Source organism: Sinorhizobium chiapasense (genome assembly GCF_045277575.1).
In the GTDB taxonomy this organism is placed as follows: Bacteria; Pseudomonadota; Alphaproteobacteria; order Rhizobiales; family Rhizobiaceae; genus Ensifer; species Ensifer chiapasense_A.
Genome location: NZ_CP144205.1, coordinates 3,647,883 through 3,661,942, shown reverse-complemented (window position 1 = coordinate 3,661,942; position 14,060 = coordinate 3,647,883). Strand labels below are relative to the sequence as shown.

Annotated in this window: 17 protein-coding genes; 7 read left to right on the top strand and 10 right to left on the bottom strand. The window is 61.8% G+C overall.

All coding sequences use genetic code 11. The features are described from left to right. Window positions 1-6: 6 nt before the first annotated feature. The 7 genes from QM996_RS17540 to QM996_RS17510 form a co-directional block, all read right to left on the bottom strand. The gene (locus QM996_RS17540) at window positions 7-1,296 is read right to left on the bottom strand and encodes a CpaE/TadZ family protein (RefSeq protein WP_500268519.1); all 1,290 of its coding nucleotides are present in this window, start codon (window positions 1,294-1,296) and stop codon (window positions 7-9) included. Between the two features lie 18 nt (window positions 1,297-1,314). After that, window positions 1,315-2,010: a CpaD family pilus assembly protein gene (locus QM996_RS17535; RefSeq protein WP_500268518.1), complete on the bottom strand. Its 696-nt coding sequence runs from the start codon at window positions 2,008-2,010 to the stop codon at window positions 1,315-1,317. A 56-nt stretch (window positions 2,011-2,066) separates the two neighbouring features. After that, window positions 2,067-3,530 carry a type II and III secretion system protein family protein gene (locus tag QM996_RS17530; protein ID WP_500270348.1) on the bottom strand — a complete coding sequence of 488 codons (1,464 nt, stop codon included), beginning with the start codon at window positions 3,528-3,530 and terminating at the stop codon, window positions 2,067-2,069. 94 nt (window positions 3,531-3,624) lie between these two features. Then, on the bottom strand, window positions 3,625-4,434 hold the full coding sequence (cpaB, locus tag QM996_RS17525) for a Flp pilus assembly protein CpaB (protein WP_500268517.1): 810 nt from the start codon (window positions 4,432-4,434) through the stop codon (window positions 3,625-3,627). Window positions 4,435-4,653: 219 nt separating this feature from the next. After that, window positions 4,654-5,166 carry an A24 family peptidase gene (locus tag QM996_RS17520; protein ID WP_500268516.1) on the bottom strand — a complete coding sequence of 171 codons (513 nt, stop codon included), beginning with the start codon at window positions 5,164-5,166 and terminating at the stop codon, window positions 4,654-4,656. A 113-nt stretch (window positions 5,167-5,279) separates the two neighbouring features. Continuing rightward, window positions 5,280-5,459 (bottom strand): Flp family type IVb pilin, encoded by a 180-nt coding sequence (locus QM996_RS17515; RefSeq protein ID WP_500268515.1) that lies wholly within the window; start codon window positions 5,457-5,459, stop codon window positions 5,280-5,282. A gap of 34 nt (window positions 5,460-5,493) precedes the next feature. After that, window positions 5,494-5,676: a Flp family type IVb pilin gene (locus QM996_RS17510; protein WP_500268514.1), complete on the bottom strand. Its 183-nt coding sequence runs from the start codon at window positions 5,674-5,676 to the stop codon at window positions 5,494-5,496. 259 nt (window positions 5,677-5,935) lie between these two features. On the opposite strand from QM996_RS17510, the gene QM996_RS17505 reads away from it, so the two are divergent. The 7 genes from QM996_RS17505 to QM996_RS17475 all read left to right on the top strand — a co-directional run bounded on the left by QM996_RS17505 (window position 5,936) and on the right by QM996_RS17475 (window position 11,555). Next, window positions 5,936-6,349, top strand: a complete 414-nt coding sequence (locus QM996_RS17505) for a pilus assembly protein N-terminal domain-containing protein (protein ID WP_500268513.1) — start codon at window positions 5,936-5,938, stop codon at window positions 6,347-6,349. A gap of 115 nt (window positions 6,350-6,464) precedes the next feature. Next, window positions 6,465-7,088 (top strand): TadE/TadG family type IV pilus assembly protein, encoded by a 624-nt coding sequence (locus tag QM996_RS17500; protein WP_500268512.1) that lies wholly within the window; start codon window positions 6,465-6,467, stop codon window positions 7,086-7,088. 8 nt (window positions 7,089-7,096) lie between these two features. Next, a complete protein-coding gene (locus QM996_RS17495; RefSeq protein WP_500268511.1) occupies window positions 7,097-7,687 on the top strand; it encodes a TadE/TadG family type IV pilus assembly protein in 591 nt (196 codons plus the stop codon). Window positions 7,688-7,829: 142 nt separating this feature from the next. Continuing rightward, on the top strand, window positions 7,830-9,050 hold the full coding sequence (locus QM996_RS17490; protein ID WP_500268510.1) for a phosphopentomutase: 1,221 nt from the start codon (window positions 7,830-7,832) through the stop codon (window positions 9,048-9,050). Beyond that, entirely contained in the window at window positions 9,047-10,015 is a 969-nt protein-coding gene (locus tag QM996_RS17485) for an adenosine deaminase family protein (RefSeq protein WP_500268509.1), read from the top strand. Before QM996_RS17490 ends, QM996_RS17485 begins: the two co-directional genes overlap by 4 nt. Window positions 10,016-10,228: 213 nt before the next feature. Next, a complete protein-coding gene (upp, locus tag QM996_RS17480) occupies window positions 10,229-10,858 on the top strand; it encodes a uracil phosphoribosyltransferase (protein ID WP_500268508.1) in 630 nt (209 codons plus the stop codon). A 175-nt stretch (window positions 10,859-11,033) separates the two neighbouring features. Continuing rightward, entirely contained in the window at window positions 11,034-11,555 is a 522-nt protein-coding gene (locus tag QM996_RS17475) for a pepsin/retropepsin-like aspartic protease family protein (protein ID WP_500268507.1), read from the top strand. Here QM996_RS17475 and deoA read toward each other — a convergent pair. The 3 genes from deoA to QM996_RS17460 are packed head-to-tail and all read right to left on the bottom strand — an operon-like array spanning window position 11,548 to window position 14,056. Further along, a complete protein-coding gene (gene deoA, locus QM996_RS17470; protein WP_500268506.1) occupies window positions 11,548-12,864 on the bottom strand; it encodes a thymidine/pyrimidine-nucleoside phosphorylase in 1,317 nt (438 codons plus the stop codon). The genes QM996_RS17475 and deoA overlap by 8 nt on opposite strands. Then, window positions 12,861-13,667: a purine-nucleoside phosphorylase gene (locus tag QM996_RS17465; RefSeq protein WP_500268505.1), complete on the bottom strand. Its 807-nt coding sequence runs from the start codon at window positions 13,665-13,667 to the stop codon at window positions 12,861-12,863. Before QM996_RS17465 ends, deoA begins: the two co-directional genes overlap by 4 nt. Then, window positions 13,664-14,056, bottom strand: a complete 393-nt coding sequence (locus QM996_RS17460) for a cytidine deaminase (protein WP_429810551.1) — start codon at window positions 14,054-14,056, stop codon at window positions 13,664-13,666. The genes QM996_RS17465 and QM996_RS17460 overlap by 4 nt, the downstream gene beginning before the upstream one ends. Window positions 14,057-14,060: the final 4 nt, after the last annotated feature.

Sequence of the window (14,060 nt, the reverse complement as noted above, 5' to 3'; positions counted from 1 at the left end):
TCCTGTCTATTTCCTACCGAGCGCGGCAAGCACCTTGCCAAGTCCGCCGCGCCGGGCCTTCTTCATCGTTACCCGGCCGGTCAAGAGATGTGCGAGCTGTGAGAACGTTTCGGCTGCCGGCGCCTTCTTGTCGATTTCCGCGATCATCCGTCCGCTGTTCGAAGCGTTGCCGAAGAGCGCCGCGTCAAAGGGAATAATGGCCACCGCTTCGGTTTCCAGCGAATCGCAGAACTCGCTCGCCGTAATCTCCGGACGCTTCGGCATCCCGACCTGGTTCAGAACCAGGTGGGGCGGCTTGTCGTTTGGACGCAGCTTCTTCATGGCGTCGAGCAGGTTCTTGGTGTTGCGCAGGCTGGCGAGATCGGGGATCGCGGTAATCACCACTTCGTCGGCTTCCGCGAGCACGGCGCGGGTCCAGTCCGTCCACAGATGCGGAACATCGAGAACGGAAACGGGCGCGCTGCGCTGCAGGATCTCCAGGATCGGGTGGAACGCACCGGTCTCGAAATCATAGGCGCGGTCGAGCATGGAGGGAGCAGCCAGCAGCGACAGGTGGTCGGAGCATTTGGTCAGCAGCCGGTCAAGGAACACCTCGTCCAGGCGCTCCGGCGCAAACACCGCTTCGGCAATGCCCTGCGGCGGATCCTGGTCGAAATCGATATTGGCCGTACCATAGGGAAGGTCGAGATCGGCGAGAATGGTCTCGGTCGAGAAGAGGCTGGAGATGCCCCAGGCGCAATTGTGCGCGATCACCGACGAGCCGCAACCGCCCTTTGCACCGATGAAGGCGATGCTTCGGCCGAGCGGCTCGGCATCCGGATCGACGAAGATCGCTGAAACGGCAGTGAGAATATCCGGCATGGACACCGGTGCGACCATGTATTCGGAAATGCCGTTGCGGATGAGTTCGCGATAGAGCCCGATATCATTGTGCTTACCGACGAGGATCACCTTGGTACTCGGGTCGCAGACCTCCGCAAGCGGCGCGAGTTCCGCCAGAAGCGACCGCGGTTCGGTCGATGTCTCGAGGATGATGAGATTGGGAGTGGATACGGTCGCGAACATGTTTGCGGCTGCGTCGATGCTGCCGCTGTTGATGCGCAGGCTGACCTTCGTCATGCGCCGGTCCTGCCCGCAACACTCCATCAGCCGCTGCATTGCATTGGTTTCGCAGAAGGCGTGGATCGAAATCCGCGGCAGCGGACGGACCTGCTCCAGATCGCCCGTACGCACCTGGTCGAAGAAGGGATCGCCCCCCTCGCCACCGGTCTCGATCTTATAGTCGATCGTGCTCATTTCCTCATCCCGCCGCTATCAGTTGAAGATGACGACCGGGCCGTCGCTCTTGTCGGTTCCACGCCAGTCCTTGATGACCTGACCGCGTTGTTCCGCATCGATCGGCGACGTCTGGCGCGGACCGAGCAAGTCTGTCGGGTTGGCGATCTGGGCGGCCAGGTTCGATTGCGAGGCGCAACCGAAATTGTAATAGTTCTTGTTTTCCATCGTGTTGAGGTTCAGATCCTCCGGCCAGGTGCCGCAAGGCGCCGTCTGGGCGGTAATCGCAACATAGCTCAAGCGGATCGGTGCCGCGTCGCCATAGGCTCCGGCGTCGTAACTCGTCTCGAGGAGGCGTTTGGCCGGGACGCCCGCGGCAACCAGAACGCTGCGGATCTCCCTGCGCATCGCTTGCGCTGCATGGCTGTTGGCCGCGCCGCGCGGCATCATGATCTGCACGACGCCGCTTGCCGAATTGTGATAGTCGGAAGCGAAACCGGCGATGACATCGCGCGTTCCCTGGGTCAGGCGACGGTCTCCCGACGCGATCGGGATATCGATGGCGCGTTCGCCTTCGGCGAGCACGATCGGATGCCGCGTGCGATAGTCGTCCGGAATCGAGCCGGTGGCGAGATTGTCCTTCGTCCCGCAGCTCGCAAGGAAGATGCCGGCGATGGCCAGCATGGCCACGCGGCCCGTGCATCGCATGACGACGCTGGATGTGCTCAGGGGCATGGCATTCGGCCTTTCAGGTGACTTGTGGGAACCGGTTCGAAGCGTCATGACCCGACCTATTTGTAGATGAAGCCAACATTGCCGTGATAGCGCCCTGCCGGAGCCGCGGCCTCCGGCCGCCCGTAGATGCGGTTCACGCGGCCAAGGAAGTAGCTGTCGAGATCATTGGCCGGATTGAAATTGTCGTCAGGCCGGGAGATCGCGCTTCTGGCGACCGGACGGACCAGATAGGGCGTCGCGATGATGACGAGCTCGGTCTCGTTACGCACGAAATCCTTGCTGCGGAACAGCGTTCCGAGGATCGGGATCTTAGCTGCCCCCGGCAGGCCCGACATCGCCTGGCGAATATTGTCCTGAACCAGGCCTGCAATCACGATCGAGCCGCCGGACGGCAGTTCGACGCTGGTTGATGCCTCGCGCTTGCGGATCCCAAGGAAGGTGTTGCCGGGAACTGTGGCTTTGCCGTTACCGGTGACAACCGATCCCTCGTAGGTGGGCTCCGAAACGTTTGTTTCGATCTGCAGACTGATGCGCCCTGGGCCCAGAACGACGGGCTTGAAGTTCAGGCGAATGCCGTATTCGACGTCATTGACTTCGCGTGTGACCTTGTCGTCCCCGGTCTTTTCGTCGGCCGAAACTTCCTGGGTTCCCGCCAGGCGGAATTCACCACCGACATAGAACTTTGCTTCTTGACCGGAAATCGCCGTCAGGCTCGGCTCGGCCAGCGTGCGCATCACGCCCGCCTGCTCCATCGCGTTGATGTAGCTCGCAATCGTCGTTCCGCCGACCGTCCCTCTGACAATCGCGTTGACACCGACGCCGACCGCATCCCCGAGATTGGCCGGATTGCGGAAACCGATGCCGCTTTCGCCATCGCTGACACGGCCGTTGAAACCGAGCTGCTTCAGCACCTGGCGGCTGACTTCTGCAACTGTGACCTTGAGGTTGACCTGGTCATCGCCGTCGATCGTCAGGAGGTTGACAATCTGCGAGACCTGCCGGTCTTCTGCGAAGATGTCGGCATCGCCGTTGTTGCCTTGGGCGGTAATGTTGCGCGTGGTCGCCTCACCGCCCTGGAGGAAGGCCTTGGCGAGATCGACGGCGCGGGTGGAATCGAGCGGTGTTCGCACCGTTCCGGTCAGTACGATGTTGTCGGAGATGATCTCGACATTGATATCGGCGTCCGGAATGAAGCGACGCAAATTCGACTGAAGGTTGGCGATATCGCGCTCGACTTCGATGTCGAGGCTGACGATCTCCTCACCATTGGGACCGAAGACGAAGATGTTGGTCTGACCGACGGACTTGCCGAAGAGGTAGATGCGCCGTGACGTACGGGTCACGGCATCGGCCAGCGAAGGATCTGCCACGAGAATATCGTGCGCGTCGGCGGGGAGGTCGACGACCACGGCCTTGTTCAGGCCGAGGCTGACCTTCTTCTTGACGCCGGGACCACTTTCAACGATCCGTACGACCGAGGAAGCGGCGGCGAGTGCCACCGACGGCATCGGCAGGTACATGCCGGAAAACGCCAGGCAGAAGGATAGACCGGCTGCGACAGTCACCCGAAATTTGTTCCCGCTCCGTTTCACCTTATGCCCCGTTCTAACCTGATTACTGCTGTGTATGGCCGGCGGCGCCATCGCTCTTGACGATGGATCCGGACTTGATGACCTGGATGCTCGGCTGGCCGTCACCGCTCAACAGATAGTCTGCGGCGTCGGTGTCGGACTCCTGTGCGTCGGCGACGCTTCTGAGGGCCAATGAAATGCGCTCGGCCATTTGCTGCGCGACCGTCATTACCTTCGACTGGTCGGGCGTCAGCTCCAGGGTGGCCGTGGTACCGACGACGGCTTTCGTGCCGTCGTCCTTCTCCTCGACCTGCTGGTCGATTGCCAGGACACGCACATTGCTGAGCACGGTTTCGGTCAGGTAAAGTTCGCCATCGCCCTTGCGGACCATGATGACGTCGACACGGTCATTGGGAAGGATGAAGCCGCCGGCACCGGTTGCGACCGTGATTTCCGTCGCGACGGCGCGTTTGCCCGCCGGCAACAGCGACGACATGATGCGGCTGGACGAGTCTGCGACCTTCTCGTGGCGGACCGGCTCGCCGTTGAAGATCGGCAGGCGGACGACGGCCCCCGTGAGGTCGTCGATTGCCGACGGTTGATTTTCGTCGGTGATCAAGCCGTCAACCACACCGTCCTTCGGCCAGGCCATCCACTGGATGGAATCGCCGCCAAGGCGCGATCCGACGGGCAGGCTCTTGCTGGCAACCAGGACGTTGACGGTCGGAGCCCGCTCGATCACCGGCTCGGCCATCTGGGGCGCCGGCGCCCGCGTCAGTTTCATCGCCAAAAGACCGGCCATCGCAGCCGAAAGCACGGCCACCGCCAGTATGATGATGCGAACCGGTTTCATGATCGTTTCCAAGCCCCGAAGAAATGCAGGGTCAGATTGATCAGGAATTGGTGTAATTATGGTTAACGGATTACTTATGAGGAGAGTTAACGAAAGGTGACGCCTCGCACCTGAGCCTCAAGCGCGTCGCGATCTTTCAGATTCGCTCCGTTGCTTTAAGTTTTTGATACTTCGCATGTCGTTACCGCAAAACCGCTTCGCACTTTTGCGCGACATGCTTTAGGAAAGACGCGCAAAGGCCGTCTCCATAAGCGGCGAAGACGGGTAGGCGGCAAAGCCACCAAGCGCGATTGCGACACCGTAGGGAATCTTCTTGGCTGTCAGCAAAAGTTGCGGAACCGGGATGCCACTCGCAAGAATCACGTTCTCCTGCCGGCGCAGCAGCAGGATGGCCAGCGTCAGCAGACCGCCGAAAATGGAGACGTAGAGGAGAAAGGCGGTCAACGACGGCGTGAATCCGAACCAGATGGCGCTGGCGGTCAGGAGCTTGGCATCACCGCCGCCCATCACGTTTGCTGCAAACAGGCCGAAGCACACAGCAAAGACAGCCAGGGCCACAGCCATATGCTGGCCGATCTCCCCGAAATCGAGTCCCGCCATCAGCGCCACGACAAGAAAGCTGCCCAGAAGCACCACCGAAACGCGATTGGGAATCGTCATAGTCAGCAGGTCTGAAAACGCCGCAACCCCCAGACAAAATGGAAAAACCACGAAAATAGCAGCCTCAGTCATGGTTCCTGCCTCCAAGATGAGTGCACGTAATCTCCGGTTCCCCATGGGGTTCCAGATAAAAATGGAGCCGCTCTTGCAGCGGCTCCATTTCAGGTTCTTGCGGGACCGGTTCGTTAGCTCTTGCCGCTCGTCGCAATACTGGACGCAATGGTACTCAGCGTTGTATCGAGCGTATTGCCGATCGTTGTCGCGCCGGCAATCAGGGCCGCGGAAACGAGCACCGCGATCAGGCCATACTCGATGGCAGTCGCGCCGCTGTCATCCCGCTGCAGGCGACGGAAAATCTTCGCCATGCGAATCTCTCCTCGCTTGAACCGGTCGCACCGATTAGAGTTTGGAGGTGCTATCCGTCAGCGCGCCGCCGAGGGAGCTGAAGGTGGTGTTGAGCGCGTTGCCGAGGGTCGTTGCACCGGCGATCAGGGCAACGGAGATAAGGGCGGCGATCAGGCCGTATTCAATGGCGGTCGCGCCGGACTCGTCCTTCATCAGACGGGCAAAAATCTTCTTCATGATGATTCTCCTACTTCACATTTGTTGTTCAGCACTTCCGCCAACTGTTGCCGTTGATCGGATGGCCTCAAACTAGTCCTGGCGCATTGCCATCGACTTAAGGAAGGCGGTTACCGACAAGTTAACGAAGCGTCCCTGATTTTTGGGTAAACGAACAGAAAACGGCGCAGCATCCGCAAAGCCTCGAAATGGCGGGCTTAACGGTTCATTCACCAAGATGAGTAAGTGTAGGGGGTGAGCACCATCCCAAGGATCCGCCATGACCATGCCATCAGCGACGAGCCGAGCCGCCATCTTAGCATTCGCGATCGCCGCGCTTGCCCCGGCGGTTGCCGTTGCGACCGAAAGCGACATGATGCGCGTCTACATGGATCACGCGCGCGTGCTCAAGCTCGATCGCCCGGTCAGCAAGGTCATCATCGGCAATGCCGAAGTGGCGGACGCCACAGTTGCCGACGCCCGAACCATCGTCATCACCGGCCGCAATTTTGGCACCACCAATCTCGTCATCCTCGACCAGGACGGAAACGCCATTGTCGATGAGCGGATTCTGGTGTCGATCGACGAAGGAAACACCGTGCGTGTCTACAAGCAGACATCGCGCACCGTGCTCTCCTGTACGCCAAATTGTGAACGGCACGCCGAACGTAAAACCACAGGTAGCACCAACTGAATTTTATGGGTTTTGACCCGCGATTCGTTAAAATGCACCTGATCCGCGGGAACGAAATATCAACGGTTGCTCCATAATCTGCCGCCCGTCTGGCGTAACATGATGGGACGGCACAATGAGCATCGAGCAGGCAATCGAACGTCCGAGCGGGCCTGATATCAGACGAAAAGGCATTCTGCGCCGCTTCGTCCGCAACCGCAAAGGCACGACGAGTATCGAGTTCGCCATCCTCGCTTTGCCCTTCTTTCTGGTGATTTTCGCCTCGCTTGAAACCTTTGCCGCCTTCTACGGCGACCAGCTCCTGGCGAACGCAACGGAGACGATGGCGCGCAAGGTCCGCACCGGCCAGATCACCTTCCAGCAAGGCAAGGTCACGGACATGACGCAGGCGCAGTTCCGCCAGGCCTTCTGCGATGAAATCTCGGTCCTGATGAAATGCTCCGCCACCGAAGCGACCCAGCCCTCGCAGTTCTACCTGGACGTCCGGGCGGTCTCAGACCTCACCAAATTTCCCGTGCACATCCCACGGAAGGCGGGCTCGACAGATATTGATACGGCTGACTTCAAATTTGCCCCCGGCGGCCCGGGTACCTTCAACGTGGTGCGTGCCTACTACCGATGGAGTGTGATCACCGACCTCGTCAGGCCGTTCGTCACCAACTTGCGACCCGCCGGCGCGAGCATGCCGAAGGATTATCTCATGGTGGCAACGGCCACGTTCCGAAACGAGAGCGAGTGAGGTTCGCCATGAAGCAGATTGCGGGGCAAAAGATCCGGCGCCTCCAGGCGGTTTTCGGCATGTTTCACGCGCTACGGCGGGATAGGCGCGGCGTGGGAGCCGTTGAATTCGCGATTGTCGCACCCTTGCTGATCATGACCTATCTGGGCGCGTTCGAGCTTTCGGTCGGCTTTACGGTTGCAGGCAAGACTGCACGCGCCGCAAGCGCCGTCGCCGACGTCGTCGCACAACAGTCGGAAGTCAACAAAGCCTTCCTCACCAACGTGTCGAATGTCGCAAAAAGCATTCTCCAGCCCTATGGGAACGCGAATTACACGCTGAAGATCACCGGCATCGAGGTCTCGGGCACCAACGAGGGAACCGTCATTTGGTCGCGCGATCAGGCGGGCGCGGTTCCCTACACCGTGAATTCGAAAGTCACCCTGCCCGGCCAATTCACGGCCAACAAGTCCTTTGTCATTCGGACGGAGCTCACCGTTCCGCATGAGTTGATGCTCTATGCTCCGAGCCTTCAGGCCACGTCCAAAACGATAGACCTCTCCAAGACAGCCTACTTCCACTCGCGCCTGGCTCAATCAATAAAATGCACCGATTGCTGATCGGGCACTGATCCGGCGCAATTGCATTGCGTCCTGTGCAGCGTTATCCCTTCGGGATTGCGGCGGCGCGCCTTTAGGCGTCGTCGCGCCCTTCCAGAAGCTATCGGAGCGCGATGCCAGCGCTTCCGCTGTCAGGTGCATCATGGCGCGTGCATTTCTTTTCGTTCTCGATTCCTTCGGCATAGGCGGCGCGCCGGATGCCGAAGCCTATGGTGACCTTGGCGCCAACACGCTCGGACATATCGCTGAGTTCTGCGCTGTCGGCGCTGCCGACCGGGCGGGTCTGCGCGAAGGCCCGCTCAGCCTGCCGAACATGTCTGCCCTTGGTCTCGTCCATGCGGCAAAGCTTGCCAATGGCACCATTCCTCGGGGCATGCCGGTGCCCAACCGCGTCTACGGCGCCTTTGGCGCCGCGAGCGAGGTTTCACGTGGCAAGGACACGCCTTCCGGGCACTGGGAAATCGCCGGCACGCCGGTCATGTTCGACTGGGGTTACTTTTCGGCCGAAGGCGACGCCTTTCCGGCCGAACTCGTCGAAGCCATCTGCCGCGAAGGCAACATTCCCGGCATCCTCGGCAATTGCCATGCTTCCGGTACCGACATCATCGCCCGCTACGGCGAGGAGCATATGCGCAGCGGCAAGCCGATCTGCTACACGTCTTCGGACTCGGTCTTCCAGATCGCGGCGCATGAGCAGAGCTTCGGGCTCGACCGCCTGCTCGAGCTTTGCCAGACCGTCCGGCGTCTGCTCGACGACTACAATATCGGCCGGGTGATTGCGCGCCCCTTCGTCGGCACGAGCCCGCAGAGCTTTACCCGCACCGGCAACCGGCGCGACTATTCGGTGCTGCCGCCGGAGCCAACGGTCCTCGACCGGTTGACGGAAGCCGGGCGCACGGTTCACGCGATCGGCAAGATCGGCGACATCTTCGCGCATCAGGGCGTGACCAAGCTTACAAAGGCCGATGGCAACATGGCGCTCTTCGACGCGAGCCTCGCGGCCATTGACGAGGCTGCGGACGGCAGCCTGGTGTTCACCAATTTCGTCGATTTCGACATGCTCTACGGCCATCGCCGCGACGTCGCCGGCTATGCAGCCGCGCTCGAGGCGTTCGACGCGCGCCTGCCGGATCTCGACCGCCGCCTGCAACCGACCGATATCGTCATCCTGACCGCCGATCACGGCTGCGACCCGACCTGGCGCGGCACCGACCACACGCGCGAGCGGGTGCCAGTGCTGATGTTCGGACCGTCGCTGCGCAGCCGCTCGCTCGGCGTTGCCAACACCTTCGCGCATATTGGCGAGAGCGTCGCCAAACATCTCGGCATCGCGCCGGGCCACCATGGGAGAAGCCTCATTTGACCGCACATCTGAAGAAGGCGGAACTGCATTGCCACATCGAAGGCGCAACACCGCCCGAGCTGGCGCTCGCCCAGGCCGAAAAATACGGCATCGATACCAGCGCGATCATCCGCGACAAGACCTATGTCTGGGAAGACTTCACCAGCTTCGTGAAGTGCTACGACGCCATCGCCTCGCTGTTTCGGACCGAGGAAGACTATGCGCTGCTTACCGAAGCCTATCTGACCGAGCTTGCCGAAGCGGGCACGATCTATAGCGAGATCATCGTTTCGCCCGATCACGGCAACACGATCGGGCTGGGCGCCCATGCCTATCTCGAAGGCCTCGCTGCCGGCATGGAGGCCGCCCGGCAGAAGACCGGCATCGAATCACGCATGCTGATAACAGGCATTCGCCACCTCGGCCCGGAATCGGTCATCAAGACAGCCGAATTCGCGGCCAGACGCGAACATGCGCTCGTCACCGGCTTCAATCTGGCCGGAGAAGAACGCATGCACAAGGTTGGCGATTTCGCCCGCGCTTTCGATATCGTGCGTGACGCCGGTCTGGGGCTGACGATCCATGCCGGCGAGCTCTCCGGCGCCTTCAGCGTTCGCGACGCGCTCGACCACGTGCGCCCATCCCGCATCAGCCACGGTGTCCGGGCGATCGAAGACATAGAGCTCGTGCGGCGCCTTGCCGACGCCGGCGTGGTACTCGAAGTCTGTCCCGGTTCCAACATCTCGCTACAGGTCTTCCCGGACTTCGCCTCGCATCCGTTGCGGGCGCTTCACGAAGCCGGCGTGCGCGTGACGCTCAACTCGGACGATCCGCCATTCTTCCATACGTCGCTCGCGCAGGAATACGACATCGCCTCCGCGGTCATGGGCTTTTCCGACGAGGAGATCAACGGCATGACCCGCACGGCGATCGAAGCTGCCTTCGTCGACGAGCCGACACGTCAGCGGCTGCTCGCGCGGATCTAGAGGGGCGTGCGTTCAGACGAACGCACCAAGCTCGCTCTAGAATTTTGATTATGTCTCCTCAAATCGAGGTCGATTTAAGGAGACATGCCGTACGGGCGCGCACCGACAGGAATTCGTCGACTGGGGATGACGTTCTCCGGCCGGCCAATACCCTTGCGGCGACGACGCTTTCCATGGAAAAAGGACGGATACAAAAATCCGGAAAGGTGAGCCATGAACGGCGTTACAGTGATCGATCATCCGCTTGTGCAACACAAGCTGACCATCATGCGCAAGAAGGAGACCTCGACCGCGGGTTTCCGCCGGCTTCTCCGGGAGATCTCGACCCTGCTCTGCTACGAGGTGACGCGCGACCTCGAGCTGACGATGGAGCGCATCGAAACGCCGCTGCAGGAAATGGACTCACCGGTCCTCGAGGGCAAGAAGCTCGTCTTCGCCTCGATCCTGCGCGCCGGCAACGGGCTCCTGGAAGGCATGCTCGAACTCGTGCCTTCGGCCCGCGTCTCCCACATCGGCGTCTACCGCGACCATGAGACGCTGGAAGCGGTGGAGTATTTCTTCAAGGCGCCGGAAAGCCTGTCCGAACGCCTCATCATCGTCGTCGACCCGATGCTCGCCACCGGCAATTCCTCGATCGCGGCGATCGACAAACTGAAGGAGCGCGGCGCCAAGAATATCCGCTTCCTGTGCCTGCTCGCGGCTCCCGAAGGCATCCGCAACTTCCAGAGCGCGCATCCCGATGTGCCGATCTTTACGGCGTCGATCGACAGCCATTTGAACGAACTCGGCTACATCATGCCGGGTCTCGGCGATGCGGGCGACCGCATGTACGGCACCAAGTGATTTCCTGATCCTTAACCAGGATTGCAATTGCACGCGAAAGCCGCCGGTCTCCGGCGGCTTTTTTATGTCGTCTTAGGCGTCATCCAGTCTACTGCCCTGTAGCGCGCGCGGGCGCGTCAAAGGTTGCCGCGGCATCTTGAGATTGCTGCATCCGCTGCCATGGGGAGTGATGTCCATGCTCGTTCGCCTGCTTACATTGGCCGGTGTGGCCGCATTTGCAGCAATGGTGGTACCGCATCTCGCGACGACCGCCCTGACACCACGCAGTGACAGGACGGCTGCCGAAGCACCGGCCCCGCCGGCGACCACGGCAAAATACGCCGCGGGGCGGAGCGTGGTGCTCGATGCCGATGGCACCGGCCATTTCTTCGGCACGTTCCGTATCAATGGCCGGAGCGAGCGCGGGCTGGTCGACACCGGCGCCAGTGCGATCGCCATCAACCTTTCGACCGCGCGCCGCCTCGGCATTTCGCCGGGCACGCTCTCTTTCACCGCCCGCGTCAACACCGCCAATGGTGTCGTCGAAGCGGCCCCGGCCGTGCTGAACCGGATCGAAATCGGCGGCATATCCGTACGCGACGTCCAGGCGCTGGTGCTGCCGGACAAGGCACTTTCCGGCACGCTTATCGGCATGACGTTCCTGAGCCGGCTGTCATCCTTCCGCGTCGAGGACGGCGCCTTGCATCTCGTCAGGTAATCTTCGCCAGGATCGGCGAACGTTTCACCGGCTCGATATCGTCGATCGTGTAGAGCTCGTGCAGGCGACGGCGGGCCGCCTCTGCCGCATCCTGGTCCGCCGCATGGACGAATGCGATCAGTTCGCCCTTCTCGATCCGCGTTCCGAGTGGCTTCAGCGCGTCGAAGCCGACCCGATGATCTATCCTGTCATCCGGATGCGACCGCCCGCCGCCAAGCGCAATGACGGCCACGCCCAGCTCGCGCGTCTCGCAGGCCGCAAGGTAACCGGACCGCTTCGCTTCGACCGGCAGGATGACCGGCGCCCGCCCCAGATAGTCCACCGCGCTCTCGACAAAATCCGCCGGCCCGCCAAGGGCATGCACCATTTTCCCGAAGCGTTCGAGCGCCGCACCGCTGCCAAGCACTTTGCGCGCCAGCGCCTCGCCCTGCTCCGGATTGTCGGCGAGACCTCCTGCCACCAGCATTTCGGCGGCGAAAGCCAGGACGACCGTTTCAAGCCGCGTCCCGGTCTTTTCGCCGCGCAGGAAGGCCAGGCAATTGTCGATCTCAAGCGCATTTCCGGCGGCATCGGCCAGCGGCTCGTTCATGTCGGTCAGGAGCGCAGACGTGCGGACGCCGGCGCCGTTGGCAACGTCCACCAGCGAGCGCGCCAGGATTTCGGCCTCTTGCGCATCGCTCATGAAGGAGCCGTTGCCGAGTTTGACGTCGAGCACCAGCGACTGGAGGCCGGCGGCGAGCTTCTTGGAAAGGATCGAGGCCGTGATCAGCGGCACGGAGTCGACGGTCGCGGTGACGTCGCGGATCGCATAGAGCCGTTTGTCGGCCGGAGCGAGGTTCGCCGTTTGGCCGATGATCGCACAGCCGATCTCGTCGACCGTCTTGCGGAACACTGCCGCCGACGGCTGGATGTTATAGCCGGGTATCGATTCGAGCTTGTCGAGCGTGCCGCCGGTGTGTCCCAAGCCACGCCCTGATATCATCGGCACGGCAAGACCGCAGGCAGCGACGATGGGCGCCAGCATCAGCGAGACATTGTCGCCGACACCACCGGTCGAATGCTTGTCTGCGATCGGGCGGCCAATCGCACTCCAGTCGAGTGTTTCGCCGGAGTCGCGCATCGCGAGCGTCAAGGCCACGGTCTCTTCGCGGCCCATGCCGGAGAACCAGACAGCCATGGCGAAGGCTGCCACCTGCCCTTCGGAGATCGAGCCATCCGAGAGGCCGCGGACAAAGTCGGCAATCTCGGCCGGAGCGAGGCGTTCACCGTTACGCTTGCGCCTGATGGTTTCCTGCGGAAGCATCGTCACCCGCGCACCGTGTCGGCGGCGATCATGTCGGCGAGGATAGCGGCAAGCCGCTTGCCGCCGACCGGCGCCATGTCCTTGGTCTCGTGGTGGCTGATCTCGCCCCCGGTCATGCCGGCGCCGAAATTGGTGATCACCGAAGCGGCGACGACCCGGAGCCCGAAGAAGCGCGCGAGAATGACTTCCGGAACGGTGGACATGCCGACGGCATCGGCACCAAGGATGCGTGCCATACGGATCTCGGCCGGCGTCTCGAAGCTTGGCCCGGAGAACCACATATAGACGCCGCCGATGAGCGGGATACCGAGGCGCTCGGCGCTCTTCTGCATTCTGGCGGCAAGCTCGGCATCATAGGCATTGGTCATGCCCACGAAGCGATCGTCGCTCTCGACGCCGATCAGCGGATTGAAGCCCGAATAGTTGATGTGATCGGAAATCCGCATCACCGAGCCCGGCGGCAGATCTTCGCGCAGCGACCCGGCGGAATTGGTGAGAACCAGGCACTCGATGCCGAGTTCCTTCAGCGTCTCCAGCGGCAGGCGCATCGCATTGGCGTCGCCCTGCTCGTAATAGTGGACCCGGCCGGAAAGCATGATGATCGGCACGCCCGAGAGCGTTCCGGCGACCAGTTCGCCGGCATGACCGGAGACGCTGCTGACCGGAAAGCCGGGGATCTCGGCATAGGAGAGCCGCAGCGTCTCCTCCACGGCATCGACCAGCGAGCCGAGCCCGGACCCAAGCACGATGCCATAGCGCGGAGAAAAGCCCGCGAGCCGGGCCTTCAGCAATTCAGCGGCGGCGGTCATCCGAGGATCTCGGTCTCGAAGCTGTGTGGCAGCAGATCCGACAGCGCCAAGGTCTTTTTCACGCCGGTCTCGTCGCACAGGAAGATGCGCGTGCTGGCGCCGGAGAACTCCGCGAGCCGCTGGCGGCAGCCGCCGCAGGGCGGGCAGAGCGCCAGTTTCTCGGCAATGACAGCCACTTCCAGGATCTTGCGCTGGCCGGCCATGACCATATGGCTGATGGCGGTGGTCTCAGCGCACCAGCCCTCCGGGAACGACAGGTTCTCGATGTTGGCGCCGGTATAGATCTTGCCATCCTCGGCGCGGATCGCCGCACCGACCGGAAACTTCGAATAGGGCGCATGTGCCTTGGCCATCGCGTCACGGGCGGCCTCGAACAGTTCGTTTTCCATGGTT